Below are 24,301 nucleotides of genomic sequence, written 5' to 3'. Positions count from 1 at the left end.
TGCCGCGAGTCTTTTGGTTCGCGGCTGCCCGCTTCCTTAGGGGGACTGGGTAAACTTGACCCCTGCCGAAAACCAATTCGTGTTTTGCGGGCCATGCGGTACAATGAACGATACAGGTCCGATTTGTTCGTGTCGGCTGTGTTTCACATCAAAAACGAACGCTATGTGAGCCGGTTGTTCGGCTCATTTCCATGAGGAAAGAGATGGAAGAGTTTCACAAGGTCAAGCGTCTGCCGCAATACGTGTTCGAACAGGTCAACCGTTTGAAAGCGAGCGCGCGAGCGGGTGGCGCCGATATCATCGACCTTGGAATGGGTAACCCCGACCTTCCTACGCCCAAGGCCATTGTCGATAAGCTGTGCGAAGTCGTGCAGGATCCACGCACGCACCGCTATTCCTCATCAAAGGGAATTCCGGGTCTGCGCCGCGCGCAGGCGGCCTATTACGCTCGTCGCTTTGGCGTCAAGCTGAACCCCGACACACAGGTCGTGGCCACACTTGGCTCCAAGGAGGGCTTTGCCAATATGGCACAGGCCATCACGGCGCCGGGTGATGTCATTCTTTGTCCGAACCCGACCTATCCCATTCACGCCTTCGGCTTCCTGATGGCGGGCGGCGTCATCCGTTCGATGAATGTCGAGCCGGATGAGACGTTTTTTGGCCCGTTGGAGCGTGCCGTGCGGCACTCCATTCCAAAGCCGCTGGCGCTGATCATCAACTATCCTTCGAACCCGACGGCACATGTGGCATCGCTGGATTTCTACAAGGACGTGATTGCTTTTGCGAAGAAGCACGATCTCATCGTCCTGTCTGATCTGGCCTATTCGGAAATCTATTTCGACGAGAACAATCCGCCACCATCGGTGCTTGAAGTACCGGGCGCCATGGACGTGGCCGTGGAGTTCACCTCCATGTCCAAGACCTTCTCCATGCCGGGCTGGCGCATGGGCTTTGCGGTTGGAAACGAGCGCCTGATCAGCGCGCTGACGCGCGTCAAATCCTACCTGGATTACGGTGCCTTTACCCCGATCCAAGTTGCCGCCACCCACGCGCTTAACGGCGATGGCACCGATATTGCAGAGGTTCGCAATGTCTACCGCCGCCGCCGCGACGTCATGGTCGACACATTTGGCAAGGCCGGCTTTGAAGTGCCGCCGCCAGCGGCCACTATGTTTGCCTGGGCGAAGATTCCGGAAAAATTCCGTCATCTCGGCTCGCTTGAGTTCTCCAAGCTGCTGGTTGAAAAGGCCGACATCGCGGTCGCTCCGGGCATCGGCTTTGGCGAAATGGGTGACGACTATGTGCGTCTGGCCCTCGTTGAAAACGAACATCGAATTCGTCAGGCTGCGCGCAATCTCAAGCGCTTCCTGTCGACTGCGGACGAAACATTGCACAATGTGGTTTCGCTTAACGCCCACAGATAAGGGCAATCCACCAGGGTGGCCGGTTCCGGCCACCTCTTCACTCAGCAAATCAGGAATATACCAATGGCAGATTCATTGAGAATCGGCATAGCGGGACTCGGCACTGTCGGCTCTTCGCTTGTGCGCATCCTCCAGCAGAGAAGCAACGAACTTGCGATTACCTGCGGACGCGCAATTGAGATTATTGCCGTCAGCGCGCGCGACCGATCGCGCGATCGCGGCATCGATCTCAAAGGTATTACCTGGTTCGATACGCCTGAGGAACTGGCTGAAAAAGCCGAAATCGATGTGTTTGTAGAACTGATGGGTGGAGCTTCCGGCGCTGCCGAAAACGCAGTCCGCGCTGCTTTATCACGTGGTCTCCATGTGGTGACAGCCAACAAGGCACTGCTGGCGAAACACGGCGTCGAGCTTGCCGTGCTGGCAGAAGAGAAGGGGGCCTTGCTCAACTTCGAAGCGGCGGTTGCAGGAGGCATTCCCGTTATCAAGGCCCTGCGTGAATCGCTCACCGGCAACCACGTGTCGCGCATCTACGGCATCATGAATGGCACCTGCAATTACATCCTTACAAAGATGGAAAAGGAAGGCTTGTCCTTCGAGGTCTGCCTGAAGGAAGCACAGCGCCTTGGCTATGCCGAAGCGGATCCGGCTTTTGACATCGAGGGCAATGATACTGCCCACAAGCTGGCCATTCTGACTACGCTCGCATTCGGCAGCAAGATTTCCGCCGACAATATCTACCTCGAAGGCATCACCAATATTTCGATTGAGGATATCCAGGCCGCTGCAGACCTTGGATACCGCATCAAGCTTCTGGGCGTTGCGCAAATGACGGAATCCGGCATCGAACAACGCGTTCATCCAACAATGGTGCCGCTCGACTCGGTCATCGCGCAGGTGGATGGCGTCACCAATGCTGTTGCGATCGAATCTGACATTCTTGGCGAATTGCTGATGGTTGGCCCCGGCGCAGGCGGCAATGCCACAGCTTCCGCGGTACTGGGTGATATCGCTGATATCGCCAAGAGCCGCCCCGGCGTCCAGCAGGTACCGGTTCTGGGTCGCCCAGCGAAGTCGCTGACGGAATATCGCCGCGCCAAGATGAAGAGCCACGAAGGCGGCTATTTCATTCGCCTCACGGTCAAGGACAAGGCTGGCGTGTTTGCTTCCATCGCGACTGCGATGGCTGACAACAATATTTCGCTTGAATCGATTGTGCAGCGTCAGCGTGTCCAAGTGGAGGGCGCCCCGCAGACCATCATTCTCGTGACCCATGCCACGATGGAAGATGCAATTCGCAAGGCTGTGGCCGCGATCAAGGACAAGAAGTATCTTGTCAGTGAGCCGCAGGTCATCAGGATCGAACGCACCTGACTTCTGGCAGGCGTCGCAAGTTTTAAAACCATCGGCGAAAGCCGGTGGTTTTTTTGTTCAGCGAACGCTGTCTGGCGGCGGAACAATCTTGACAGGCTGGCTTGAGAATCGGGAAATGAGCCTTTGGCTGCGGATGCAGCTTTAACACGTAATGGCGGTCCGTTATGCGGCGCCACACTCCGCGTTGGAGAGGAATGTGATCACGATTCGGCCCGCCAGGCAGGCAGACGCCCCCATCCTGTCAGCGATAGGTCTTCTGGCCTGGGCGGAAGCGAGCGCTGCGATTGGCGTGACGGAAGAACTGCGAGGCAATGCCCGCGTTGCGTTTGAGAGTTTCACGCAGTCGGCTTGGGGTGCGATCACACTTGCGGAGCTTGATGGGGCCGTTGCTGGTTGGGCGGCCCGTGAAAATTTCGATGACACGATCACGGACTTCTGGATTGCGCCCTCTTTTCAGCGACGTGGAATCGGTAGCCAGCTCCTGATCGAGGTCGAGCGGCAGATCACCGAGCGGGGATTCGCTTCTGCGAAGCTTGAAAGTCACTCGCAGAACGAAGCAGCGGTCTCATTTTTCTGCAAGCATGGATATCGCGTGAGTTGGCTGTCGGTGAAATATCTGCAGAAGCTGGATCGAGAAGTTCAGTCCATCGGTCTGGAAAAGCAACTCGTTGAATTCGAAAACGAATCCTATGGCTTCGACTTTTAAAGGCCCAAGCCGAAACTTGTCAGCAGATCCTTCCACCATTCGGGCACCAGAACGAAGCTTAAGATGGCCGCCATCTGAACGATTACAATGGCTAGGAGAATCGTCCGAAAGGGTTCTTTCTGCGTTTTGTGCCGTAGAAGACGTTGCGCAAGGACGGCACCGGCGCTCCCTCCAATAGCCGCAAGCCACAATAACGTGCTCTCTCTTATGCGGCGTCCGCCGTTTTTTGCCGCAGATTTGTCGAGCCAGTAGATGGCAAAGACCACGACGTTGAAGGCCAGGAAGAATGCGATGGCTGAGAAATATGCCATTATCGTCCCGGTAAGCGAATTTTGGAATGTGAACATCAGATCTTTCAGTCGGTGGCAGAAACGATGCGATATCTCCTAGAGTGTGACAAGCCTTGCGCCAAGTGGCCAATTGTTCTACCTCACAGAGGACAGAAATCCGTATATTAAGAGCTTGATATGACCCTTGTAGACGTGCGCACACCAGACCCGAAACGCTTCATTCCCGGTGCCACCGGCGATTGGGAAATCGTCATCGGCATGGAGGTTCACGCGCAGGTTCTCTCCAATTCCAAGCTGTTTTCCGGCGCCTCCACAACATTTGGCAATGCGCCAAACTCGAACGTGTCGCTCGTGGATGCCGCAATGCCTGGCATGCTGCCCGTGATCAACGAGGAGTGCGTGGCGCAGGCCGTTCGCACAGGCCTCGGGCTGAAGGCCAAGATCAACAATCGCTCCATCTTCGACCGGAAAAACTATTTCTACCCCGACCTGCCGCAGGGCTACCAGATTTCGCAGTTCAAGGATCCGATCGTCGGCGAAGGCAAGATCATCATCTCGCTAGGCCCTGACCGCCAGGGCAATTTCGAAGATATCGAAATCGGCATCGAGCGTCTGCACCTGGAGCAGGACGCGGGCAAGCTGATGCATGACCAGCACCCGACGATGTCCTATGTCGACCTCAACCGCTCCGGCGTGGCTTTGATGGAAATTGTCTCCAAGCCGGATATGCGCTCGTCCGACGAGGCGAAGGCCTATATGACGAAGCTGCGGTCCATCGTTCGTTATCTCGGCACTTGCGATGGCAACATGGACGAAGGCTCAATGCGCGCCGACGTCAACGTGTCCGTGCGCAAGCCCGGAGAAGCCTTTGGCACGCGTTGCGAAATCAAGAACGTGAACTCCATCCGCTTCATCGGTCAGGCGATCGAATATGAGGCACGCCGCCAGATTGCGATTCTGGAAGATGGCGGCACCATCGATCAGGAAACGCGCCTGTTCGATCCCGGCAAGGGCGAAACGCGCTCCATGCGCTCCAAGGAAGACGCGCACGACTATCGCTACTTCCCCGACCCGGATCTGTTACCGCTGGAATTTGACGATGCCTATGTCGCGGCACTGGGCAAGGATTTGCCGGAGTTGCCAGATGACAAGAAGGCGCGCTTCGTGAGCGAGCTTGGCTTGTCTGTCTACGACGCCTCCATCCTTGTTTCGGAAAAGGCGATTGCGGATTATTACGAGCTGGTTGCTGCAGGTCGTGATGGCAAGATCGCCGCGAACTGGGTGATCAACGATCTGCTTGGCGCGCTCAACAAGTCCAGCAAGGGCATCGAGGAAACTCCGGTATCTGCCGATCAGCTCGGCGGCATCATCGATCTCATCAAGGCCAACACCATCTCCGGCAAGATTGCCAAGGATCTCTTCGAAATCGTCTGGAACGAGGGCGGCAATCCGGCAGAAATCGTGGAAAGCCGCGGCATGAAGCAGGTGACGGATACGGGCGCCATTGAAAAGGCCGTAGACGAAATCATAGCTGCCAACCCGGATCAGGTCGAGAAGGTCAAGGCTAAGCCGACACTGGCCGGCTGGTTCGTGGGTCAGGTCATGAAGGCAACGGGCGGCAAGGCCAATCCGCAGGCCGTCCAGGAGCTTGTGAAGGCCAAGCTTGGCATCGAAGAGTAAGGATTGTTCGGCGGGGCTACTCCGCTGAGCAATCAGAGACAGAAAACATCTCTTCCGTCATTCTCGGGACAAGCCCGAGGATGACGTCGAGGAGAAGCGCAGCCAACCGAGCCGGGATTATTCCCGGCATTTTCATTTTCAGACGGAGTGAACATGGTGTTTTTCATTCGCACGGCCAGTGAGCGCGATATCGAGCCGGTGAGGGCACTCTTGGCGCGGACATGGCACGCCACCTATGACGGCATCTATGGCGCCGACAGGGTCGCTCAACTGATTGCGGAATGGCATTCTCCCAAGGCAATGAAAGAGCGTGTTGAAAAGAAGGGTGGCGAGTTTCTGATCGCGGACGATGGCAAGCGCATCGGCGGCATGGGCTTTGCCGCCATGTCCAGCAAAATGGCAAAGACCGCCTTGCTGCATCAGCTCTATGTCGATCCGCAATTCCAGCGGCAGGGCGTCGGTCGCGATATATTCGCGGAGCTCGAAACCTGTTTTCCGGATGCCGAAATCATGCGCCTGGAAGTCGAGCCGAAAAATGCGGCGGCAATTGCTTTCTACCAAGGTGTCGGCTTTGTGGAGGTTGATCGAGTGGAAAAAATGGCCGGGGTGGCTGGTTTGCCCGGGATCGTCATGGAAAAGACGCTTGCCCGATGAGTGCCGGTATCAACGACCTCGTCATTCGCTTGGCTGAGGAAAGCGATCTAGCGGCGCTCATCGCCATTTTTGCTGCCGATGAAATCGGCGGTCACGGCGACACGACGGACGACGCGGCATATCCGGACTATCTTGCTGCCCTTCGCGCTATCCGCGCTTCGCCCAATGAGACTCTCTACGTGGCGTGTCTCGATGGCGAGATCATCGGTACGTTCCAGACGGCGATTCTCACAAAGCTTGTGGGTCGGGGTGCGTCATCTCTGAAAATACAGGCCGTGCAGACGCGGGTTGATATGCGAGGCCGGGGAATTGGCGCCATCATGATCAACCACTGCATTGATGAGGCCCGCAAGCGCGGTGTCAAAACGATAGAATTGGGATCCAACATGGCGCGGCAAGACGCTCACCGCTTCTATGAACGGCTTGGTTTTGAAAAGCGGCATTACGGCTTCAGTATGAAATTGAAATAGTGCCGAGATTGCGGGAAATACTGGACAATCGGCCCATGGGGCGGCATAAGCTTCTGCTGTGTTGCGGACGTCATATCATCGCAGCACACTCAAGCCCGAGGAACGGATTATGAAGACTCTCCTGACGCAAATCTTCACCTGGTGGAACGGCCAGACTATTGGAACACGCTTTCATACATGGCGTTTCGGCAAGAAGGTTGGGCAGGATGAGTTGGGAAACACCTATTATGAAGGTGGCACCACATCCTGGGGAATGCCGCGTCGTTGGGTCATCTATAACGGTTATGCCGAAGCCTCGGCGATTCCGCCAGGTTGGCACGGCTGGATGCATTACCGCACCGACACCCCGCCGAGCCAGGAGAGCTACACGGCTCGTGAGTGGCAGAAGGCTCATAAGCCTAATCTCACCGGCACATCGCAGGCCTATCGCCCACAGGGCTCGCTGGCTGCAACGGGTGAGCGCCCCCGCGTTACTGGCGATTACGACGCATGGACGCCCGGTAGCTGAGTAAAACTGCGAGGGTGGCTGCCGCGTTCGATTGCGGTGTAGTGTGCAGCGCATCTGCACCCCTGCCACCCGTTTTCGCCACAATCCGCCTGTAGGCGTTGAGCCCGCACTTGATGGTGCGGGAAATCTTTCTGGAGACGCTTCGATATGGGAAAAATCACGCGAGATCGTTTTTTGCGTGTTATGGCTGTTTCGCTGCTGGCGGTCCTGCCACTTGCCGGTGCTGTCGCTCCCGCATCTGCCGCCCGTATTGAAAATCGCGTCGCCGTCTTTTCCGGCATCGACAAGATTACTGGTCGTATCACCTCATTTGACGTCTATCTGAACGAGACAGTGCAATTTGGCGCCCTTCAGGTGACGCCAAAGGTCTGCTATTCACGAGACGACACCGAAGCGCAGAAGATCGACGCGTTCATTGAGGTCGATGAAATCACGCTTGATCGCAAGATCAAGCGCATCTTCACGGGCTGGATGTTTGCCGATAGCCCCGGCTTGAATGCTGTCGAACACCCGATTTATGACGTCTGGCTGACCGGCTGCAAACAGGAATCGGATGTTCCTGCGCCAACCGCGGCCTCAAAGACGAATTGATTCTCCAAGCCGCAGGTTGAGCCTGCTTGTTTCCGGCCGATAATTCGAGCCGACTCAAACTCAGAACAATATGTCTGCCGAGTTGACAGCGGGCTCCAACAGCTTCGCGTAATCCGCTTTGGGCACGTCGATTGCGCCAAACGTTTTCAAGTGTTCGGTCGTGAACTGCGTGTCGAGAAGGGTAAAGCCCATTTCCCTCAATCGCTCGACAAGATAGACGAGGCAGATCTTCGATGCGTTGGTGCGTCTGGAGAACATGCTTTCTCCAAAAAAAGCCGAGCCAAGTGAGACACCATAGAGCCCGCCGACCAGTTCCTCGCCCTCCCAGGCTTCGACGCTGTGGGCGTGACCGATTTCGTGAAGTTCAGTGTAAAGGCGACGAATGGTTTCGTTGATCCAGGTGCTGGGCCGGTTATCGACTTCGGCGGCACAACCCGCCATCACCCCTTCGAAGTCCGTGTTGAAGCGGATGTCGAACGGTTTTTTTCTGATGACTTTGGCCAGGCTTTTGGAAACGTGGAAATTGTCGAGCGGGATGATGCCGCGCACCTCCGGCTCAACCCAGAACAGCTCCGGGTCGTCGGCTGCATCGGCCATGGGAAAAAGGCCGATGGAATAGGCGCGCAGCAGAGTATCGACGGTAATGTCGTTATTTCTGCTGCGCCTCGCCATCAATCAGCTTTTGTCGCCGGCCAGATATTTCTCCAGCCAGTGAATGTCGTAATCGCCTTTCAGGATGTCTTCGTTCTGAAGAAGATCCTGAAACAGGGGCAGGGTGGTCTTGATACCGTCAACCACGAACTCGTCCAGCGCGCGGATCAGACGACGGATGCATTCGTCGCGATTGCGGCCGTGCACGATGAGCTTGCCGATCATGCTGTCGTAGTAAGGCGGGATCTTGTAACCCTGATAAGCACCTGAATCCACGCGAACGCCGAGACCGCCGGGCGTGTGGAAATAGGTCAGCGTTCCCGGAGAGGGAACGAAGGTGCGCGGATCTTCGGCATTGATTCGGCATTCGATGGCGTGGCCATTGAACTTCACCTCATCCTGCGTCACCGAAAGTCCCTGGCCGGATGCAACGCGAATTTGCTCCTGCACAAGATCCATGCCGGTGATGGCTTCGGTTACCGGATGCTCCACCTGCAGGCGGGTGTTCATTTCAATGAAATAGAACTCGCCGTTTTCATAGAGGAACTCGATGGTGCCGGCGCCACGATACTTCAGCTTGCGCATGGCATCGGCGCAGATTTCGCCGATCTTCATGCGCTGCTCGACGGTCAATGCGGGCGAATTGGCTTCTTCCAGTACCTTCTGGTGACGACGCTGCAATGAGCAATCGCGCTCACCCAGATGGATTGCATTGCCTGCACCATCGCCAAAAACCTGCACTTCGATGTGGCGAGGCTTGCCGAGGTATTTTTCCATGTAGACGGCGTCGTTGCCGAATGCCGCCAGGGCCTCGGAGCGGGCCGTGGACACGGCTTCTTCGACTTCTGTCTCGTCCTTGGCAACCTTCATGCCGCGGCCACCACCGCCAGCGGTTGCCTTGATAAGCACAGGGAAGCCGATCTTGCGGGCGATTTCCAGCGCGTTTTCGGGCTTCACTTCGCCGTCCGAACCGGGAACCACGGGAATTCCGAGATCGGCTGCAGTCTGCTTGGCAGTGATCTTGTCGCCCATGATGCGGATGTGGTCGGCGGTCGGTCCGATGAAGGTGATGCCGTGGGCGTCGAGAATATCGGCAAACTTGGCATTCTCAGACAGGAAGCCGTAGCCCGGGTGAACAGCATCCGCGCCGGTAATTTCGCAGGCAGCAACAATCTGATGAATGTTCAGATAGCTGTCGCGCGATGGCGGAGGACCGATGCAGACGCTTTCATCTGCAAGGCGCACATGCATTGCGTCTGCGTCTGCCGTGGAATGGACAGCAACAGTGGGGATGCCGAGCTCCTTTGCAGCGCGCAGCACACGGAGGGCAATTTCGCCGCGATTGGCAATGAGGATCTTGGATACCATGACTGTGCGCCCTTATTCGATGACCACGAGGGCTTCACCATACTCTACAGGCTGGGAGTCGTTGACAATGATTTCCGTTACCTTGCCGGACTTCGGAGCAGGGATCTGGTTCATGGTCTTCATGGCTTCGACGATCAGCAGGGTCTGGCCTTCCTTGACCGAGGCGCCAACCTCGATGAATGGCCGTGCACCTGGTGCCGGGGAAAGATAGGCCGTACCAACCATTGGTGACGACACGGTGTTGGCCGGGTTGCGCGCAGGTGCTGCGGGCGCGGCGGCGGCAGCCGGTGCGGCCATTGGTGCAGGCTGCGGGGCGGCAGGGGCCTGCTGGTACTGCGGGGGTGCAGCAGCATAGACCGTGGCAGGAGGGGCGGAGCGCGAAACGCGAATACGCAGATCGTCCTGCTCGACTTCGATCTCGGAAAGGTCGGTGTCGTTGAGAATGTTCGCGAGGTCGCGGATCAGTTCCTTATCGATACCGTTTTTCTTTTCAGACATGACAAACCCTATTCTGATTGTTTCTTTTTATGCCGTGATGTTTTTCAAAGCGTTGAGCGCCATGATGTAGCCGTAAGGTCCAAAGCCGCAAATCATTCCCTTTGCGGCAGGCGCTATCATCGATTTATGGCGGAATTCCTCGCGCGCATGGATGTTGGAGATGTGAACTTCCAGCACGGGAACGGAGATGGCGCGAATTGCATCATGCAGTGCAATGGAGGTGTGTCCATATGCGCCTGGATTGATGATGACGCCCGCGGCGCGCTCACCGGCCTGGTGCATGAGGTCTACAAGCACGCCCTCGTGATTGGACTGGTGACACTCGACGACGAAGCCAAGGGCCTTGCCAGCCTCTTCACATTCGTTCTCGATATCTTTCAGCGTCTTGCCACCGTAAATGCCCGGTTCCCGTTTTCCCAACATGTTGAGATTGGGTCCGTTGAGGACGAAGATCGTGTTGCTCATTTGCCGTTCCGTCAAAAAATCAGCGCCACCTATAGACCGCGCGACCGCGAAGGAAAAGCCCCGAAGCACGTAAAGCACGGGTTGTCCTTAATCTTCTGGGCTTTGGCGGTGTTTCTGGCCTGCTTTTTTAAGAGCAGGTCGCCTTTCCACAGCTGCGCATGTTGGCAATCTTTTCCTTCAGCGGCACCGCACCGACCGCACCGAAGACAGCCTCGTTGCCAATGATGTAGGAGGGCGTGCCGGTGATGCCGAGATTTGTGGCCAGCTGATAGGCTTCCTTGACCTGCTCATCATTAGGATTTGCAGCCATGGATTTGCGGATATCCGCTTCCTTGATGCCAAGCGACTGAGCGACTTCCATCGCGCTTTCTTCATTGGCGCGGCCGGAGCTGCCAAGAAGCGTTCTCTGGAATTGTGGATACTTCTCAGGTGCGATCAGCTTCACGGCATTGGAAACCTTGTGGGCCTCCAGTGATTCCGGCCCAAGGATGGGGAATTCCTTTAGCACGAAGCGCACATTCTTGTCGGTTTTCAGGATCGTGTCGACATCCGCCATGGCCCGTTTGCAATAGCCGCAATTGTAATCGAAAAATTCGACAAGCGTGACATCGCCATTGGGATTGCCGAGCGAAAGGTCATACTTCGACTGGAAAATGGTTTTCTGGTTGTCGGCGACAGCTTCCGCAGCCTTGGCATTGCGGCTTTCATACTGCTTGCGCTCAAGCGCCTCCTGAACCTCCAGCATGATTTCCGGGTTTTCGATCAGGTATTCCTTGATGAACGCACCGAATTCCTTCTTCTGCTGATCATCCAGCGCATGTGCCGGTAGCGAGACGAATAGCGTGGAAAGAGCCGTCATGCAGGCCAGAGCCGTGGATTTGATCGAAAGCGCCATGTCTGTCCTCATAGATGCGGTTTGCGTGATGATTCCGTTATCCCACGCAATTACCGTAATTTAATTTAATTGCCATATCGCAAAGTAGTCTGTCCGTTGCGATGTCGCCATTGTGATGACAGCAATAATACGGCAAATCTCCGACAGTTTTCCAAGAAAGAACATGCCTTTGATAACCTTGTCCAAGCGAAGCGCGGTTGAGCCATTTCATGCCATGGATATCCTGGCAGAAGCCAACCGCCGCAGACAGGCGGGTCGCCCCGTTATTTCCATGGCGGTAGGCCAACCCTCTCACTCCGCTCCGAAGGTTGCGCTCAAGGCGGCAGAAGCTGCGCTGAAACATGGCCGCATTGGCTATACGGATGCACTGGGGCTTCGGGAATTGCGCGAGGCGATTGCCTCCAGTTATCGCCTACGCCACGGCGCGATTGTGGACCCGGCACGCATTGCCGTGACAACTGGTTCGTCTGCGGCATTCAATCTTGCGTTTCTGGCGCTGTTTGATGTCGGCGATGCGGTTGCGATCGCTCGGCCTGGCTACCCCGCATATCGTAATATCCTCAAGGCGCTTGGGCTGAACGTTGTTGAAGTTCCCGTAACGGCAGAGACCGGTTACACATTGACCCCAGCCAGCCTTGAGCGGGCGGAAACCAAAGCCGGTTGCAAGCTCAAGGGCGTGCTGCTCGCCAGCCCAGCCAATCCTACGGGCACAGTCACGGGCCGTGAGGCGCTGAAACGTCTGATAGGCTACTGCGACAGCCGGGACATAGCCTTCATTTCCGACGAGATTTACCACGGGCTGACATTTGTTGGTGACGAGACGAGTGCCGTTGAACTCAGCGACAACGCCATCGTCATCAATTCTTTCTCCAAATACTACTGCATGACTGGCTGGCGCATTGGCTGGATGGTTCTGCCGGAAAAGCTGATAAGGCCGATAGAGTGCCTTGCGCAGAGCATGTATATTTCAGCGCCCGAACTGTCGCAGCTTGCAGCAGCGGCTGCTTTTTCCGCAGAGGAAGAACTTGACGTCTACAAGGAAAGCTATCGCACCAATCGCGATTTTCTGACCAGCCGCCTGCCGGAGCTGGGTTTGCCGTTGGCTTCGCCCATGGATGGTGCGTTTTACGCCTATGTTGATACCAGCCGCTATTCCAACGACAGCATGGATTTTGCCAAACGCATGTTGGCGGAGATCGATGTCGCGGCAACGCCCGGTCTTGATTTCGATCCGTTGGAAGGTCACCGCGCTCTGCGGTTCTCCTATGCGGGTTCGGTGTCAGATATTGCCGAAGCGATCGGCCGGATTGCGGGCTGGCTCAAATAGATCAGCAGAAAACTAAGGAAGCTTGGAGGAAGCACCATGTCGACGGAAAAAGTTGCAGTCATTACGGCAGGCGGAAGCGGCATGGGTGCTGCGGTGGCGAAACGCATGGCCGCAGATGGTTATAAGGTCGCCATTCTCTCATCGTCCGGCATGGGCGAGGCCCTGGCAAAGGAGCTTGGCGGCATTGGCGTGACCGGCTCCAACCAGTCCACCGACGATCTGCAGAAGCTGGTTGATATGACGCAGCAAACCTTCGGCCGCATCGATGTTCTCGTAAACAGCGCGGGTCATGGTCCGCGCGCGCCCATTCTCGAAATTAGCGACGAGCAGTGGCATACCGGCTTGGACGTGTATCTGATGAACGTTATCCGCCCGACGCGCATCGTTACACCAGTGATGGTCGAGCAGAAAGCTGGCACCATCATCAACATTTCTACGGCATGGGCATTTGAGCCAAGCGAGATGTTTCCCACGTCCGCCGTTTTTCGCGCCGGCCTTGCGGCCTACACGAAAATCTTCTCCGACAAATATGCGCCCGACAATGTGCGGATGAACAACGTGCTGCCCGGCTGGATCGACAGTTTGCCCGCAACCGAGCAGCGGCGCGAGATGGTGCCCATGCAGCGTTATGGCAGAAGTGAAGAGATAGCGGCAACGGTCGCATTCCTCGCCTCTGACGGCGCGGGTTATATTACTGGCCAGAACCTGCGTGTTGATGGCGGGCTAACCCGTTCTGTCTAAATGAAATTCCCGTAAATGTTGAAATTTTTACGTCCATCTCGGCTGGCTTTTGATGGGCCGGGAAGCCTGTTTCCACAGCTATTGAAGGAACAAGCACCCTATCGGCACGTTGTTCAATCCAAGGGTTAAGGGTTCGAAGAACTCGACGCTCGGATGTGGAAGCAGGTGACTTGATATGGGACAGAGTAATCCATTCGCCAAACAGGTGGTGCTGGTCGTTGAAGACGACCCGCTCTTACGGATGATGGCCGTCGACATGGTCGAGGATGCCGGTTTCAACGCCATCGAAGCCTGCGGTGCAGACGAGGCTGTCGAGATTTTGGAGCATCGCTCGGATGTAGACGTCCTGTTTACCGACGTGGATATGCCCGGGAGCATGAATGGCGTAGCGCTTGCCAACTGGGCAAGGGCGACAGACATGCCACTTGGCATAGTCCTCACCTCCGGGCACCATCGTCCAGACGACGACGCGCTTCCACCGCGGAGCGTCTTCTTTTCGAAGCCTTACGATTTTCAGAAAGTGGTAGATACGCTAAAGCGCATGACGCTCTAATGTTCACTTAAGCTAAAAAGAGCTTTGAAAATCAGTAACCATAGTTGCGACACACGGGTCGCAATTAATTATTCCGAAAATACTGTCCCATATAGTGCGTCCAAACAATTGAGGTGTTTTGGGGGCACTATGAATTTTTTGGGTATCACAGGTATGCAGTATTCAGGCGTACCGTTTGACGAAACGAGAATACTGCTGGCTGAAGACTCGAATGTCTTTACCCAGATGATTGGTGCCCGCCTGAAAGAGTTGCTTGGACTCTCAGTCGAAATCTGCAGGAACTTTGAAGAGCTGCAGGAGTGTTACGAACATTCCACCGAACCTGTTACTCTCGCGATCTCTAATATTAATCTGCCTGGTGCAGAAAATGGCGAAGCGCTCGAATATCTCATTGATCTCTCGATCCCGACAATCGTTTTCACAAGTACCTTCCATGAGGATACGCGCGAGAAGCTCATCACCAAGGAAGTTGTCGACTACATCCTGAAAGACAACGTCTTTGCCGTCGACATGCTGACGGAATCGGTTTGCCGCTTCCTGACAAACCACCGCCACCACGTTCTTATCGTCGATGATAGCCCGACCGCACGCGCGCTTCTTTCAAGCCGCCTGAAGCGGTATAACTTCCGAGTCAGCCTTGCTGAGAGCGGTGCCAAGGCTCTGGACATTCTCAAGAACAACAAGGATATCGGTTTGGTCGTTACCGACTATAACATGCCCGATATCGACGGATTTGAGCTCACACGCCGTATTCGCACCATGCGCGGGTCTCATGAGCTGCGCATTATCGGCGTTTCTTCGTCTACGAACCGCCTGTTGTCCGCGCGCTTCCTGAAAGCTGGCGGTAACGACTTTATGCTGCGGCCCTTCATCGAAGAAGAGTTCTATTGCCGCGTCAACCAGAACCTGGACACGCTGGTACAGATCCAGGCTGCGAAGTTGCTTGGCAAAAAAGCTGCCTGATCGCCATTAGGGTAGGGCAGCTTCTGCGGGCTGCTCTACCGGACGACCTAGTGCCAGTTTCTGGGCAAGCTGAGGTCCAAGCTTTTCGACGTAGGCCGGGTCCGGTTGGGTGCCCAACGCGTCCAGTGTTTTTGAAAAGAAACAACGGGCTGCCGCTGCTGCGACAATGTCAAAGATTTCGGCGTCTGTCAGCGCGTGCGTCTTGAGCGCATCGATATCCGCCTGGGTGATCGATGTTGCATCATGGACGACCTTCGACGCAAATATCATGATTGCGCGCTCCTGTTCATCCAGTGGCGCGTTTTCTGCATTTGAAATGATGCCAACCAGTTCGTCTTCTGTAGCGCCTTCCCGAGCCAGAACAGAGGCGTGTGCCAACATGCAGTAAGAGGACCGCAGTTCCCGCGCTGCTGCCAGTGTGATCAACTCATAGCGGCGCGGCTCGATATTGCCTCGAAGGCTGACAAGAAGCGCACTCCAGCTTTCCATAACCTCCGGTCGATGGCCGAAAGCCCGGTACATATTGGGCAAGTAGCCGTAGGTTTCTTCCGCGTTCCTGTACATTTCAGCCGTTTTGCGGCTGGTTTTCGGCTCTGGCGGCGTGATGAACATGTGACTCTCCTGCATTTCCATATTTCTAAAATGCGTGAGCGCGAAATTCGATCAGTTGTTCGCAAGCTTTTTTCAAAGCTGTGATTCAAGCGGAAGAAAGCCCATGATGCCGGCAAGTACACGACGGCTGACGCTGGCATATGGCTCGTATCGATAATGTTGCGGCTTGCCTCGAACAAGGCCGGTCCATCTGAGGTTGTTGCGTTCGTCCAGAGCAAGCTCGAAACTCATTTCGCGGCTTGTTTCTTCCTTGAAGATTTCGTCCATTTCCCGAACCAGTTCTTCGGACGAAAAAAGAACACCCATTTCGGTGTTGAGAGACATCGACCGGGGATCGAAATTCAGAGACCCGATAAATCCGGTCCCACCATCACGGGTAAAGGCTTTCGTATGAAGGCTTGCCTGACCCGAGCCCCGCAAGGAGAAGGACTTATGGTCATCTGCGAGCAAGCGAAGCTCATGCAGCTTGATGCCATTGACCAAGAGCGGACGCCTGTATCGTGAATAGCCTGCATGTACTGCCGCGACATCGGTTGCGGCAAGCGAGTTGGTGAGAACGCTGACCGAAACCCCGCTTGCAGACAGGCGCGAAAGCGTTTCCACACCCTTCTGCCCCGGTATGAAATAGGGCGATGTTATCTTGAGCTTATGCTTCGTCTCTTCCATCAAAGGCAGAAGCGTTTCCATGAGAAAGTTGCGACCGGTGCGTCGCTTTCCGGCTGCTTTTTCAGGCGGGTCGGCGACCACTTGCGCATTGTCCACCCAATGAAGATTATCGGCCCTCAGGAAGTTACCGGAATGGTGCTGGCTTTCCACCTGTGCAAGATAGGGCGAAGCGGCGTCGCCTGAGGCGAGTACATCCATGCGGCGCCGAAGTTTTGCGAGTTTGTTTGGCCTTCTTGCAAGAAGGGACCGAACAGGCACGGCAACGGCACTGTTCCAGTAGTCGTCGAAGATTTCCTCTGCCTGCGCAACGCATTCTCCGTGCGCGATAACATCGAAATCGCGGAAATTCGCGCTCTCGGCGGCGTCGAAATAGGCATCTCCAATGTTTCGCCCTCCGACAATCAAAACCCGACCATCTGCAATCCAGGCCTTGTTGTGCATACGTCGGTTGACGGAACGGAAACGCATGAGAAGCTCGAGCCCTCGGCGAATGACGTTCTCCCGTGCCTTTGTCGGGTTGAAGAGGCGCAGTTCGATGTTGGGGTGGCTATCTATGGCATGGAAGGCCCTGTCCGATATGGAGACACCCAAGTCATCCAGAAGCAGGCGAACACGAACACCGCGGTCCGCTGCAGCGATCACCTCGCGCATCACCAGCTGTCCGGTGAGGTCGGCGTTCCACATATAGTACATGAGATCAAGGCTGCGCCCTGCGGCGCGCGCGCTGCCAACGCGTACAGCAAATGCACCAAGATTGGATTGTATCAGGGAGATGGCGCTAGGTTCGGCATGGGCCGAACTGAGGTTGATCCAGTGCCGGTCGAGCGGTGTGGCATCGTCTGATTTCGGCAGGGCCGTAGAAGCAATCTTCGTAATGATCTTGTCACGATGGCGGGATGCCAGCGCAAGGCCAGCGAAAATTGCCAGGACGATCAACACTGCAAACAATGTTACGGCACTCACAGCGATCGTTTTATCCGCCCTATCGTAAAGACTTAAAGGTCTTAGTGGATCTCAATATTCCGCTTGTCAGCTTCCTGCTTGATGATGTCTTCAACCAGCTGGCGTTTCAATGAAGGGTCGCCCAACAAATAGTCGTCTGCAAGCTCGAAGATCGATTTTGGACGTTCCATGCGGCTCAACGTATCGAGGTCCGAACCAATCTGCTGCCTAAGTTCGTTGTAATCGTCCATCGTCTTACTCCATTTGCCTATAGAATGCACAGGTGGGCAGCACGGTTCCGCCATCTGCGAAATCGGCCACCAGCGGCTTGCATCTCGAACTCATGGCTTGCATAAGCGCTCGCATCAGGTGCCCGCGCGACGCGGGAGAATCGGGAACACGGTGAAAATCCGTGACGTGCCCAACGCTGTAAGGCCGAGGCATATTTCCAAATGCCACTAAAGTTTCGGGAAGGCGGAAATGTGCTGAAGAAGCCGAGTCAGAAGACCGGCCTGATACCATGGACCGAAGCGCAAGGACGGCGCCACGTTGTTAATTGGCAGGCGTTAAGCGCTATGCCATGCATTGTTGGGGAATGACGATGCCGACGGACGAACAGAAGCAGGCACTCAGGCCTGTTTGTAAATTTTCGCAGGACGAGGTCGACGCCGTCTATCGTGCCATACATGAGCGCCGGGACGTTCGCGATCAGTTCCTGCCTGACCCATTGCCGGCTGATCTTATTGAGAGACTGCTTGGCGCCGCTCACGCTGCTCCCTCGGTCGGGTTCATGCAGCCGTGGAACTTCACACTGGTAACCGACGCGGCGACGAAAGAGCGTGCTTGGGAGGCGTTTTCTCGCGCCAATGCAGAAGCGGCCAATATGTTCGAGGGTGAGAAGCAGGCGCTTTATCGCAGTCTCAAGCTCGAAGGCATTCGCAAGGCCCCGCTCTCGATCTGCGTGACCTGTGATCCTACACGCGGCGGCGACGTCGTTCTGGGGCGCACACACAATCCCCGCATGGATGTCTATTCCACAGTCTGTGCCGTGCAAAACCTGTGGCTGGCCGCAAGGGCGGAAGGTATCGGGGTTGGCTGGGTCAGCATCTTCCACGATGCGGACATCCGGGACATCCTCGGCATTCCCGACCATATTGAAATCGTCGCGTGGCTCTGTCTGGGCCGGGTCGACATGCTCTATCAGGAGCCGGAACTTGCGGTCAAAGGCTGGCGTCAGCGGCTGCCTATTGAAGAGCTGGTGTTCCGCGACAGGTGGGGAAGGTCTTAGCTGGCCATCACTGCTGTTGTGGCTGCGCACCCTTCAAAGCTGGATTTTTCAGATCGATTCGGCTTTGCTCCTCCGGCAGAAACTGTGGTCCAACCATGCGGACCTTGTTCTTCGCCGGATCATAATCTCGCTCGGGAATGGGCGAAGCCGTCTGTTTTTGCGGCTCTTGCGCAGGTTTTGCCGACTCTTCGTTGCCCTTCGGCTTGATCGTTGTGATGCTGGACTGATTTTGCAGCGCTGTGGACTGGGGCGCCTGATCCTGCTTCTTCTCATCATTCTGATAGGCCGCCATGTTGCAGCTGCAGGACGGTGACCTTTCGGAAGTGGGCTTGTCTCGATAGGCGAAAGCTGTCGGCATCGAAGAGTAGGGTTGGCCAGTCTTGGCAGAGACCATGTCGGAACTTTCCTGGCCCTCAAGCGCGTGATAAAAAAGTTCCGTCTGGGTGCCTGGACACATTCGCTCGCATTGCGCTGCCTGCGAGCGGAAATCCAGCGGCGTTGCGTTGGATGCGATGGGGAAAAATGCGCCGTCGCAGGTTCTCACGCATAACGTTCTAAGCCTACCTTGCATGGGCATATCGGGGTTCGGCCCATAATCGGAATAGCCGGGTTGCTCAAACGGATCACCCGGGCCGCGCATGTCAGGGTCCTGTGGCGGGTCGATGGTGGTGATCGATGGTGCCTGCTCGTCAAGACAGCCTTGCGCATCCAGAGCCGCCATAATTTGCTGTCGGTTGTTGCTGCCGCTGTTCTGCCGCCGTTCGGCAAGCATTCTGTCACGCTCCTGCGTGATCATTTCCCGGTCTTCCTGCGCCTGAACGAGCGCATCGCCGATCTCTGCGCAGAGTTCGGCATTTGGATTTCCGTAGACAATGACACTGCCTGACGAGCAGCCGTAGCCGCGCATATCATTCCTGATCCGGCGAATGAGGATATTCTGCTGCGCCAGCGCGTTCGCATATCTGCGCACCTCAGCAGTGTTGCCGATGGCCTGCCTTGGCTGCTCCAGCTGCGCGCGCAGGGAATCGCAGACGGGATCTGCCTGAGCCGAAAACGGCACGGCGAACATCAGCGTAAGCAAGGTACCAATCGCTCGGCGGCGGCGCGGGGTCAATGATACGTCCGTCTTCCTGGCCCGCCTTATGCGAGCCATCTTCTGTCGTGGGTCGCCCGCGCAATACGGACGACGCTGTTTAGCTGATGGTAACATAATGCTGCATCGCAGTGCGGCAAGCCGCACCTCAAAATTATGTTAACTCTGGCTTACTCCGACGGATTGGAGGCTTGCACCACCGCAAGGGCAGCCATGTTGACCACGCCGCGTGATGTCACTGTTGGTGACAGGATGTGGACGGGCAGGGCGGAACCAAGAAGAATCGGGCCGACATGCAAGCCTTCTGTCATGGTGCGCACAACGCCGAGCGTGATGTTTGCCGAGTCGAGGTTCGGGAACACCAGCAAATTGGCCTCGCCCGACAGGGAGCTGTTTGGCATGGCGCGCTTGCGAAGGGTCTCCGACAGGGCAGAGCCACCCTGCATTTCACCATCGATTTCCAGTTCCGGCGCAGCCTGACGTACCAGCTGAAGGGCGCGGCGCATCTTGCGGGCACTTTCGGAATCACGCGAACCGAAGTTCGAATGGCTTGCCAGTGCAATCTTCGGCGTGATGCCGAAGCGCTTGATTTCCTTGGACGACAGGATCGCCAGTTCAGCGATGTCTTCCGACGTCGGTTCGTAATTGACGAAGGTGTCCGTAAGGAACAGCGCACCCTGCTGTGTGATCAGCAGGCTGAGGCCGCCAAATGTATGTGCGCCTTCCTGTTTGCCGATGATCTGATTGACGTCGCGCAGATGTCTGTCGAAACGGCCTTCCAGACCGCAGATCAATGCGTCTGCCTCACCGCGCTTGACCGAGAGAGCGCCGATGACCGTACTGTTGGTACGAACGATTGTGCGAGCAGCTTCCGGGTTGATGCCGGCGCGGCCGACGAGCGCGAAATAGTCATCGACATAGTCGCGGTAGCGCGGATCGTCTTCCGGATTGACGACGGCAAAGTCCGTATTTGGCCGAATGCGAAGACCGAACCGCTTCAGACGGGTTTCGATGATCTGCGGACGACCGATGAGGATCGGTATTCCAGTACCTTCTTCGAGCAACACCTGGGCAGCACGCAGCACGCGTTCGTCTTCGCCTTCCGCAAAGATGATCCGCTTTTTCTCGGCGGTCTTCGCCAGGTTGAAGATCGGCTTCATGATAAAGCCGGAGCGCCAGACAAAGCGGTTCAGCTGATCGAGATAGGCGTCAAAATCGGTAATCGGACGGGAGGCAACACCGCTCGCAGCCGCTGCCCGTGCGACAGCCGGAGCAATACGCAGGATGAGCCGCGGATCGAACGGCGAGGGGATGAGGTAGTTCGGACCAAAGATTGGTGTCTCATCGCTGTAAGCTTTCGCCGCAACTTCAGAAACTTCCTCACGCGCCAGTTCAGCGATTGCGTGAACGGCAGCCATTTTCATTTCTTCGTTGATGCTTGTCGCACCACAATCCAGCGCGCCCCTGAAAATATAGGGGAAGCAGAGCACGTTATTGACCTGATTGGGGAAATCCGAACGACCGGTGCAAATCATGGCATCCGGCCGGGCCTGGCGGGCAAGTTCGGGCATGATTTCGGGTGTAGGATTGGCGAGCGCCAGAATAAGCGGCTTTTCAGCCATGCGCGCCAGAAGTTCCGGTTTCAGCACGCCAGCAGCGGAAAGGCCGAGGAAGACGTCAGCGCCATCGATGGTCTCGTTGAGCGAGCGCTTGTCGGTCTTCTGGGCGTAGACTTCCTTCCACTCGTCCATAAGAGTGTTACGGCCATCATAGACGAGGCCTTCGATATCGTGGACCCAGATGTTCTCGCGCTTGGCACCCAAGACGACCAGAAGATTGAGGCAGGCGAGCGCGGCAGCGCCCGCACCGGATGCCACGATCTTGACGTCGCCGATCGATTTGCCGGCCAGTTCGAGCGCGTTCGTAACCGCTGCAGCTACGATGATGGCCGTGCCGTGCTGGTCATCGTGGAACACCGGAATGTTCATCTTCTCACGGAGCTGACGTTCCACTTCGAAGCACTCAGGCGCCTTGATGTCTTCCAGATTGATGCCGCCGAAGGTCGGCTCCAGCGCTGAAATGGTCGAGACCATATCGTTGATGCCGGGCGCATCGATTTCGATGTCGAACACATCGATGCCGGCGAATTTCTTGAAGAGGACCGCCTTGCCTTCCATGACGGGCTTGGAGGCCAAAGGTCCGATGTTACCGAGGCCGAGGACCGCTGTGCCGTTCGAAATCACCGCAACCAGATTGGCGCGCGCCGTGTATTGAGCCGCCGTTTCAGGATTTTCGTGAATGGCAAGGCAGGGTGCTGCAACACCGGGTGAATAGGCAAGCGCCAGATCGCGCTGGTTTCCAAGGGGCTTGGACGCCTGAATTTCAAGTTTTCCCGGGCGCGGGTAACGATGATAGAAAAGCGCCTGTTCTTCCAGATCCGCATTGGCGTTTGTGTTTTGCGTCTTGCCCGTATCCTGAGAACTCATTCTATCCACCGCTTATTTCAAGTTTCTTGGAGGCCTTTGCATACAACAATCGGCCCAGCCGTACAGCCGTTTATTTCATTCGGGAGGCGCAAAAACGGTAGTTTAGGTATCTCGGAAAAATGCAGCGTGTTGGTTGTAAATCTGGGTCTGTCATCTTGCTGAAACACGAGTCTGGTTTTGCAGAGGGGAAAGTTGCCGAGACGGGGGAAGAATTCCATGGCCGCGCAAACCGAAGCCAGACAGTTCAGAACGCTTTTCATTTCCGATGTGCATCTTGGCTCTAAAGCGGCCAAAACGGATTTCCTTCTGGATTTCCTGCGCCATCATGAGGCCGATACCATCATCCTCGTTGGCGATATCATCGATGGCTGGCGTCTGCGCCGCAGCTGGTACTGGCCGCAAGGCTGCAATGATGTGGTGCAGAAACTTCTTCGCAAGGCCCGCAAGGGAACGCGCATCGTCTATATTCCCGGAAATCACGACGAATTTCTTCGCGAGTTTCCCGGTACCCATTTCGGTGGGATCGAAGTGGCAGAGCGGATGATCCACGAAGCCGCCGACGGCAAGAAGTATCTGGTCATCCATGGCGACGAATTCGATGTCGTGGTGCGCAACGCAAGGCTTCTGGCCTATCTCGGCGATTGGGCCTATGACGCAGCCATTGCGCTGAACGTGGCAATTGCCGCTGTACGTCGCCGCATCGGCCTCCCTTACTGGTCCTTCTCCGCCTGGGCAAAGCTGCAGGTCAAGCACGCTGTCAACTTCATCGGAGAATTTCAGCGGGTGGTCGCCGACGAAGCCCGTCGCAACAAGGTCGATGGCGTTATCTGTGGTCACATCCATCACGCCGTCATGGAGGATATCGATGGTATCCGCTACATCAACACCGGCGATTGGGTGGAAAGCTGCACGGCCATCGCAGAGAATACCGACGGCTCCTTCGAATTGATCACCTGGATGAAGTCCGATGACAAGACCGAGGATAACACTGTCGGCACACTTGAGCCCGTGGTCTTCCCCAAGCTCATCGATACCTATGCGGCTTGAGTGGTAGCGTCAGTTCAGCCCCACAGCTCCGGCTGCGGCGGGTGAACCATCGATCCTTCGTAGAGAAGACCCGGTTCCCTGTCCCTAGCGAGCAGGAGTGGGCCGTCCAGATCGGCAAACTCGGTGTCTTGCGCCAGCATAAGGGCAGGGGCCATGCCTAAGGATGTGCCGAGCATACAGCCAACCATGATGGTGTAGCCCAGGCGCTGCGCCTCCTTTTTCATGATCAGCGCCTCGGTCAAGCCGCCTGTCTTGTCGAGCTTGATGTTGATGGCGTCATAGCGATCACGCAGCGAAGCCAGATCTTTTGTCAGGTGCACACTTTCGTCGGCGCAGATTGGAACAGTCCGCTCGATGCGCGAAAGAATATCGTCTTTTCCAGCTGGCAGTGGTTGCTCGATCAGCGCGATGTCCAGTTCTCTGGCAATTTTCAAGTGATGCTCGATATTGTCGTCCGTCCAGCCTTCATTCGCGTCGATGATGATGCGCGCCTTCGGAGCTGCCGCGCGAACGGCGCGCAGGCGTGTCTCGTCATCCGGTGTCCCGGTCTTTATCTTCAACAGGGGCCTTTGCGCATTGTCCGCCGCCTGGGTGGCCATGGTTTGCGCATTGCCAAGAGAAATCGTGAACGCCGTCACGATTGGCACCGGCTTCGTTGACATCAAGGTCGAAGACACGCTCTTGCCCGAGAGTTTGGCTTCCAGGTCCCACAGGGCGCAATCCACCGCATTGCGCGCGGCGCCGGGCTTCATTGCCTGTTGCAGGTCCTGCCGCGTCAGCCCTGCCGCGATCGCCTGTTCCACGCTCATAATATCCGCAAGGACCGCCTCTATCGTTTCGCCATACCGTTGATAGGGCACGCACTCGCCGGTTCCTCGAACACCATCCTGTTCGATTGTGCAGCGCACGACATGAACCTCCGTTCGGCTTCCGCGTGAAATGGTGAAGCTGCCTGCAACCGGAAATGTTTCAGCTGTTGCTTGAATGTAACGACGCATCAAAATTAGCC

General features: G+C 56.2%; 26 protein-coding genes and 1 riboswitch. Of the genes, 14 read left to right on the top strand and 12 right to left on the bottom strand.

Features of this window, described 5'->3' with window-relative positions; all coding sequences use genetic code 11:
* The first annotated feature begins 191 nt into the window (after nt 1-191).
* The 3 genes from ASF69_RS19160 (at nt 192) to ASF69_RS19150 (ending at nt 3,504) form a co-directional block, all read left to right on the top strand.
* Nucleotides 192-1,424 (top strand): LL-diaminopimelate aminotransferase, encoded by a 1,233-nt coding sequence (locus tag ASF69_RS19160; protein ID WP_348271384.1) that lies wholly within the window; start codon nt 192-194, stop codon nt 1,422-1,424.
* A gap of 63 nt (nt 1,425-1,487) precedes the next feature.
* Nucleotides 1,488-2,798, top strand: coding sequence for a homoserine dehydrogenase (locus ASF69_RS19155; RefSeq protein ID WP_062589808.1), 1,311 nt, complete (start codon nt 1,488-1,490; stop codon nt 2,796-2,798).
* A 196-nt stretch (nt 2,799-2,994) separates the two neighbouring features.
* Entirely contained in the window at nt 2,995-3,504 is a 510-nt protein-coding gene (locus ASF69_RS19150) for an N-acetyltransferase (protein WP_062589919.1), read from the top strand.
* Here the strand turns inward: ASF69_RS19150 and ASF69_RS19145 are convergent.
* Entirely contained in the window at nt 3,501-3,815 is a 315-nt protein-coding gene (locus ASF69_RS19145) for a DUF1294 domain-containing protein (RefSeq protein ID WP_113093423.1), read from the bottom strand. The genes ASF69_RS19150 and ASF69_RS19145 overlap by 4 nt on opposite strands.
* Nucleotides 3,816-3,971: 156 nt before the next feature.
* Between ASF69_RS19145 and gatB the strand changes: the two genes are divergently transcribed.
* From gatB to ASF69_RS19120, 5 genes are all read left to right on the top strand, one after another.
* Nucleotides 3,972-5,474, top strand: a complete 1,503-nt coding sequence (gatB, locus tag ASF69_RS19140) for an Asp-tRNA(Asn)/Glu-tRNA(Gln) amidotransferase subunit GatB (protein WP_062589806.1) — start codon at nt 3,972-3,974, stop codon at nt 5,472-5,474.
* A 156-nt stretch (nt 5,475-5,630) separates the two neighbouring features.
* Nucleotides 5,631-6,128 (top strand): GNAT family N-acetyltransferase, encoded by a 498-nt coding sequence (locus ASF69_RS19135; RefSeq protein ID WP_062589918.1) that lies wholly within the window; start codon nt 5,631-5,633, stop codon nt 6,126-6,128.
* Nucleotides 6,125-6,598 carry a GNAT family N-acetyltransferase gene (locus ASF69_RS19130; RefSeq protein WP_062589805.1) on the top strand — a complete coding sequence of 158 codons (474 nt, stop codon included), beginning with the start codon at nt 6,125-6,127 and terminating at the stop codon, nt 6,596-6,598. The genes ASF69_RS19135 and ASF69_RS19130 overlap by 4 nt, the downstream gene beginning before the upstream one ends.
* A gap of 109 nt (nt 6,599-6,707) precedes the next feature.
* Nucleotides 6,708-7,106 (top strand): NADH:ubiquinone oxidoreductase subunit NDUFA12, encoded by a 399-nt coding sequence (locus ASF69_RS19125; RefSeq protein WP_062589804.1) that lies wholly within the window; start codon nt 6,708-6,710, stop codon nt 7,104-7,106.
* A gap of 147 nt (nt 7,107-7,253) precedes the next feature.
* Nucleotides 7,254-7,697: a DUF2155 domain-containing protein gene (locus ASF69_RS19120; protein ID WP_062589803.1), complete on the top strand. Its 444-nt coding sequence runs from the start codon at nt 7,254-7,256 to the stop codon at nt 7,695-7,697.
* A 60-nt stretch (nt 7,698-7,757) separates the two neighbouring features.
* Here ASF69_RS19120 and aat read toward each other — a convergent pair whose 3' ends face one another.
* From aat to ASF69_RS19095, 5 genes are all read right to left on the bottom strand, one after another.
* The gene (gene aat, locus ASF69_RS19115) at nt 7,758-8,369 is read right to left on the bottom strand and encodes a leucyl/phenylalanyl-tRNA--protein transferase (RefSeq protein ID WP_062589802.1); all 612 of its coding nucleotides are present in this window, start codon (nt 8,367-8,369) and stop codon (nt 7,758-7,760) included.
* Between the two features lie 3 nt (nt 8,370-8,372).
* Nucleotides 8,373-9,716: an acetyl-CoA carboxylase biotin carboxylase subunit gene (gene accC / locus ASF69_RS19110; RefSeq protein ID WP_062589801.1), complete on the bottom strand. Its 1,344-nt coding sequence runs from the start codon at nt 9,714-9,716 to the stop codon at nt 8,373-8,375.
* Between the two features lie 12 nt (nt 9,717-9,728).
* On the bottom strand, nt 9,729-10,214 hold the full coding sequence (gene accB / locus ASF69_RS19105; protein ID WP_062589800.1) for an acetyl-CoA carboxylase biotin carboxyl carrier protein: 486 nt from the start codon (nt 10,212-10,214) through the stop codon (nt 9,729-9,731).
* Nucleotides 10,215-10,241: 27 nt separating this feature from the next.
* On the bottom strand, nt 10,242-10,679 hold the full coding sequence (gene aroQ / locus ASF69_RS19100; protein WP_062589799.1) for a type II 3-dehydroquinate dehydratase: 438 nt from the start codon (nt 10,677-10,679) through the stop codon (nt 10,242-10,244).
* A 127-nt stretch (nt 10,680-10,806) separates the two neighbouring features.
* Entirely contained in the window at nt 10,807-11,574 is a 768-nt protein-coding gene (locus ASF69_RS19095; protein ID WP_062589798.1) for a DsbA family protein, read from the bottom strand.
* 169 nt (nt 11,575-11,743) lie between these two features.
* Here ASF69_RS19095 and ASF69_RS19090 point away from each other — a divergent pair, with 169 nt between their 5' ends.
* The 4 genes from ASF69_RS19090 to ASF69_RS19075 all read left to right on the top strand — a co-directional run bounded on the left by ASF69_RS19090 (nt 11,744) and on the right by ASF69_RS19075 (nt 15,158).
* Nucleotides 11,744-12,901 carry an aminotransferase class I/II-fold pyridoxal phosphate-dependent enzyme gene (locus tag ASF69_RS19090; RefSeq protein ID WP_062589917.1) on the top strand — a complete coding sequence of 386 codons (1,158 nt, stop codon included), beginning with the start codon at nt 11,744-11,746 and terminating at the stop codon, nt 12,899-12,901.
* Nucleotides 12,902-12,937: 36 nt separating this feature from the next.
* Entirely contained in the window at nt 12,938-13,642 is a 705-nt protein-coding gene (locus tag ASF69_RS19085) for an SDR family oxidoreductase (protein WP_062589797.1), read from the top strand.
* A gap of 175 nt (nt 13,643-13,817) precedes the next feature.
* Nucleotides 13,818-14,195: a response regulator gene (locus ASF69_RS19080; RefSeq protein ID WP_062589796.1), complete on the top strand. Its 378-nt coding sequence runs from the start codon at nt 13,818-13,820 to the stop codon at nt 14,193-14,195.
* Between the two features lie 129 nt (nt 14,196-14,324).
* Nucleotides 14,325-15,158: a response regulator gene (locus tag ASF69_RS19075; RefSeq protein ID WP_062589795.1), complete on the top strand. Its 834-nt coding sequence runs from the start codon at nt 14,325-14,327 to the stop codon at nt 15,156-15,158.
* 6 nt (nt 15,159-15,164) lie between these two features.
* Here ASF69_RS19075 and ASF69_RS19070 read toward each other — a convergent pair whose 3' ends face one another.
* From ASF69_RS19070 to ASF69_RS19060, 3 genes are all read right to left on the bottom strand, one after another.
* Complete coding sequence (locus ASF69_RS19070; protein WP_062589794.1) at nt 15,165-15,770, bottom strand: carboxymuconolactone decarboxylase family protein; 606 nt, start codon at nt 15,768-15,770, stop codon at nt 15,165-15,167.
* 72 nt (nt 15,771-15,842) lie between these two features.
* Complete coding sequence (locus ASF69_RS19065) at nt 15,843-17,399, bottom strand: phospholipase D family protein (RefSeq protein ID WP_062589793.1); 1,557 nt, start codon at nt 17,397-17,399, stop codon at nt 15,843-15,845.
* A 41-nt stretch (nt 17,400-17,440) separates the two neighbouring features.
* The gene (locus ASF69_RS19060) at nt 17,441-17,629 is read right to left on the bottom strand and encodes a hypothetical protein (RefSeq protein ID WP_062589792.1); all 189 of its coding nucleotides are present in this window, start codon (nt 17,627-17,629) and stop codon (nt 17,441-17,443) included.
* A gap of 99 nt (nt 17,630-17,728) precedes the next feature.
* A riboswitch (cobalamin riboswitch) is annotated at nt 17,729-17,909 on the top strand.
* Between the two features lie 70 nt (nt 17,910-17,979).
* On the opposite strand from ASF69_RS19060, the gene bluB reads away from it, so the two are divergent.
* Nucleotides 17,980-18,666: a 5,6-dimethylbenzimidazole synthase gene (gene bluB / locus ASF69_RS19055; RefSeq protein ID WP_062589791.1), complete on the top strand. Its 687-nt coding sequence runs from the start codon at nt 17,980-17,982 to the stop codon at nt 18,664-18,666.
* A gap of 7 nt (nt 18,667-18,673) precedes the next feature.
* Here the strand turns inward: bluB and ASF69_RS19050 are convergent, their stop codons facing one another.
* Together ASF69_RS19050 and ASF69_RS19045 are read right to left on the bottom strand one after the other, a co-directional pair.
* Nucleotides 18,674-19,780 (bottom strand): DUF2865 domain-containing protein, encoded by a 1,107-nt coding sequence (locus ASF69_RS19050; RefSeq protein ID WP_062589790.1) that lies wholly within the window; start codon nt 19,778-19,780, stop codon nt 18,674-18,676.
* 149 nt (nt 19,781-19,929) lie between these two features.
* On the bottom strand, nt 19,930-22,245 hold the full coding sequence (locus tag ASF69_RS19045; RefSeq protein ID WP_062589789.1) for an NADP-dependent malic enzyme: 2,316 nt from the start codon (nt 22,243-22,245) through the stop codon (nt 19,930-19,932).
* Nucleotides 22,246-22,461: 216 nt separating this feature from the next.
* Here ASF69_RS19045 and ASF69_RS19040 point away from each other — a divergent pair, with 216 nt between their 5' ends.
* Complete coding sequence (locus tag ASF69_RS19040) at nt 22,462-23,292, top strand: UDP-2,3-diacylglucosamine diphosphatase (RefSeq protein WP_062589788.1); 831 nt, start codon at nt 22,462-22,464, stop codon at nt 23,290-23,292.
* A 14-nt stretch (nt 23,293-23,306) separates the two neighbouring features.
* Here the strand turns inward: ASF69_RS19040 and dgcA are convergent, their stop codons facing one another.
* Nucleotides 23,307-24,290, bottom strand: coding sequence for an N-acetyl-D-Glu racemase DgcA (gene dgcA, locus ASF69_RS19035; protein ID WP_062589787.1), 984 nt, complete (start codon nt 24,288-24,290; stop codon nt 23,307-23,309).
* Nucleotides 24,291-24,301 lie beyond the last annotated feature (11 nt).

Origin of the sequence: Rhizobium sp. Leaf311 (assembly GCF_001423445.1) — a bacterium.
Taxonomy (GTDB): Bacteria; Pseudomonadota; Alphaproteobacteria; order Rhizobiales; family Rhizobiaceae; genus Agrobacterium.
The sequence above is the reverse complement of the archived record's forward strand: the minus strand, read 5'-3'. Positions and strand labels throughout refer to the sequence as shown.

Excerpts from the sequence above, each read along its gene's own strand:
- ASF69_RS19075 (WP_062589795.1), top strand. The coding sequence starts at position 14,325 with ATGAATTTTTTGGGTATCACAGGTATGCAGTATTCAGGCGTACCGTTT.
- bluB (WP_062589791.1), top strand. The coding sequence starts at position 17,980 with ATGCCGACGGACGAACAGAAGCAGGCACTCAGGCCTGTTTGTAAATTT.
- aroQ (WP_062589799.1), bottom strand. The coding sequence starts at position 10,679 with ATGAGCAACACGATCTTCGTCCTCAACGGACCCAATCTCAACATGTTG.
- ASF69_RS19155 (WP_062589808.1), top strand. The coding sequence starts at position 1,488 with ATGGCAGATTCATTGAGAATCGGCATAGCGGGACTCGGCACTGTCGGC.
- accC (WP_062589801.1), bottom strand. The coding sequence starts at position 9,716 with ATGGTATCCAAGATCCTCATTGCCAATCGCGGCGAAATTGCCCTCCGT.
- gatB (WP_062589806.1), top strand. The coding sequence starts at position 3,972 with ATGACCCTTGTAGACGTGCGCACACCAGACCCGAAACGCTTCATTCCC.
- ASF69_RS19080 (WP_062589796.1), top strand. The coding sequence starts at position 13,818 with ATGGGACAGAGTAATCCATTCGCCAAACAGGTGGTGCTGGTCGTTGAA.
- dgcA (WP_062589787.1), bottom strand. The coding sequence starts at position 24,290 with ATGCGTCGTTACATTCAAGCAACAGCTGAAACATTTCCGGTTGCAGGC.
- ASF69_RS19160 (WP_348271384.1), top strand. The coding sequence starts at position 192 with ATGAGGAAAGAGATGGAAGAGTTTCACAAGGTCAAGCGTCTGCCGCAA.
- ASF69_RS19120 (WP_062589803.1), top strand. The coding sequence starts at position 7,254 with ATGGGAAAAATCACGCGAGATCGTTTTTTGCGTGTTATGGCTGTTTCG.
- ASF69_RS19060 (WP_062589792.1), bottom strand. The coding sequence starts at position 17,629 with ATGGACGATTACAACGAACTTAGGCAGCAGATTGGTTCGGACCTCGAT.
- ASF69_RS19125 (WP_062589804.1), top strand. The coding sequence starts at position 6,708 with ATGAAGACTCTCCTGACGCAAATCTTCACCTGGTGGAACGGCCAGACT.
- ASF69_RS19045 (WP_062589789.1), bottom strand. The coding sequence starts at position 22,245 with ATGAGTTCTCAGGATACGGGCAAGACGCAAAACACAAACGCCAATGCG.
- ASF69_RS19070 (WP_062589794.1), bottom strand. The coding sequence starts at position 15,770 with ATGTTCATCACGCCGCCAGAGCCGAAAACCAGCCGCAAAACGGCTGAA.
- ASF69_RS19085 (WP_062589797.1), top strand. The coding sequence starts at position 12,938 with ATGTCGACGGAAAAAGTTGCAGTCATTACGGCAGGCGGAAGCGGCATG.
- accB (WP_062589800.1), bottom strand. The coding sequence starts at position 10,214 with ATGTCTGAAAAGAAAAACGGTATCGATAAGGAACTGATCCGCGACCTC.
- ASF69_RS19130 (WP_062589805.1), top strand. The coding sequence starts at position 6,125 with ATGAGTGCCGGTATCAACGACCTCGTCATTCGCTTGGCTGAGGAAAGC.
- aat (WP_062589802.1), bottom strand. The coding sequence starts at position 8,369 with ATGGCGAGGCGCAGCAGAAATAACGACATTACCGTCGATACTCTGCTG.
- ASF69_RS19095 (WP_062589798.1), bottom strand. The coding sequence starts at position 11,574 with ATGGCGCTTTCGATCAAATCCACGGCTCTGGCCTGCATGACGGCTCTT.
- ASF69_RS19145 (WP_113093423.1), bottom strand. The coding sequence starts at position 3,815 with ATGGCATATTTCTCAGCCATCGCATTCTTCCTGGCCTTCAACGTCGTG.
- ASF69_RS19040 (WP_062589788.1), top strand. The coding sequence starts at position 22,462 with ATGGCCGCGCAAACCGAAGCCAGACAGTTCAGAACGCTTTTCATTTCC.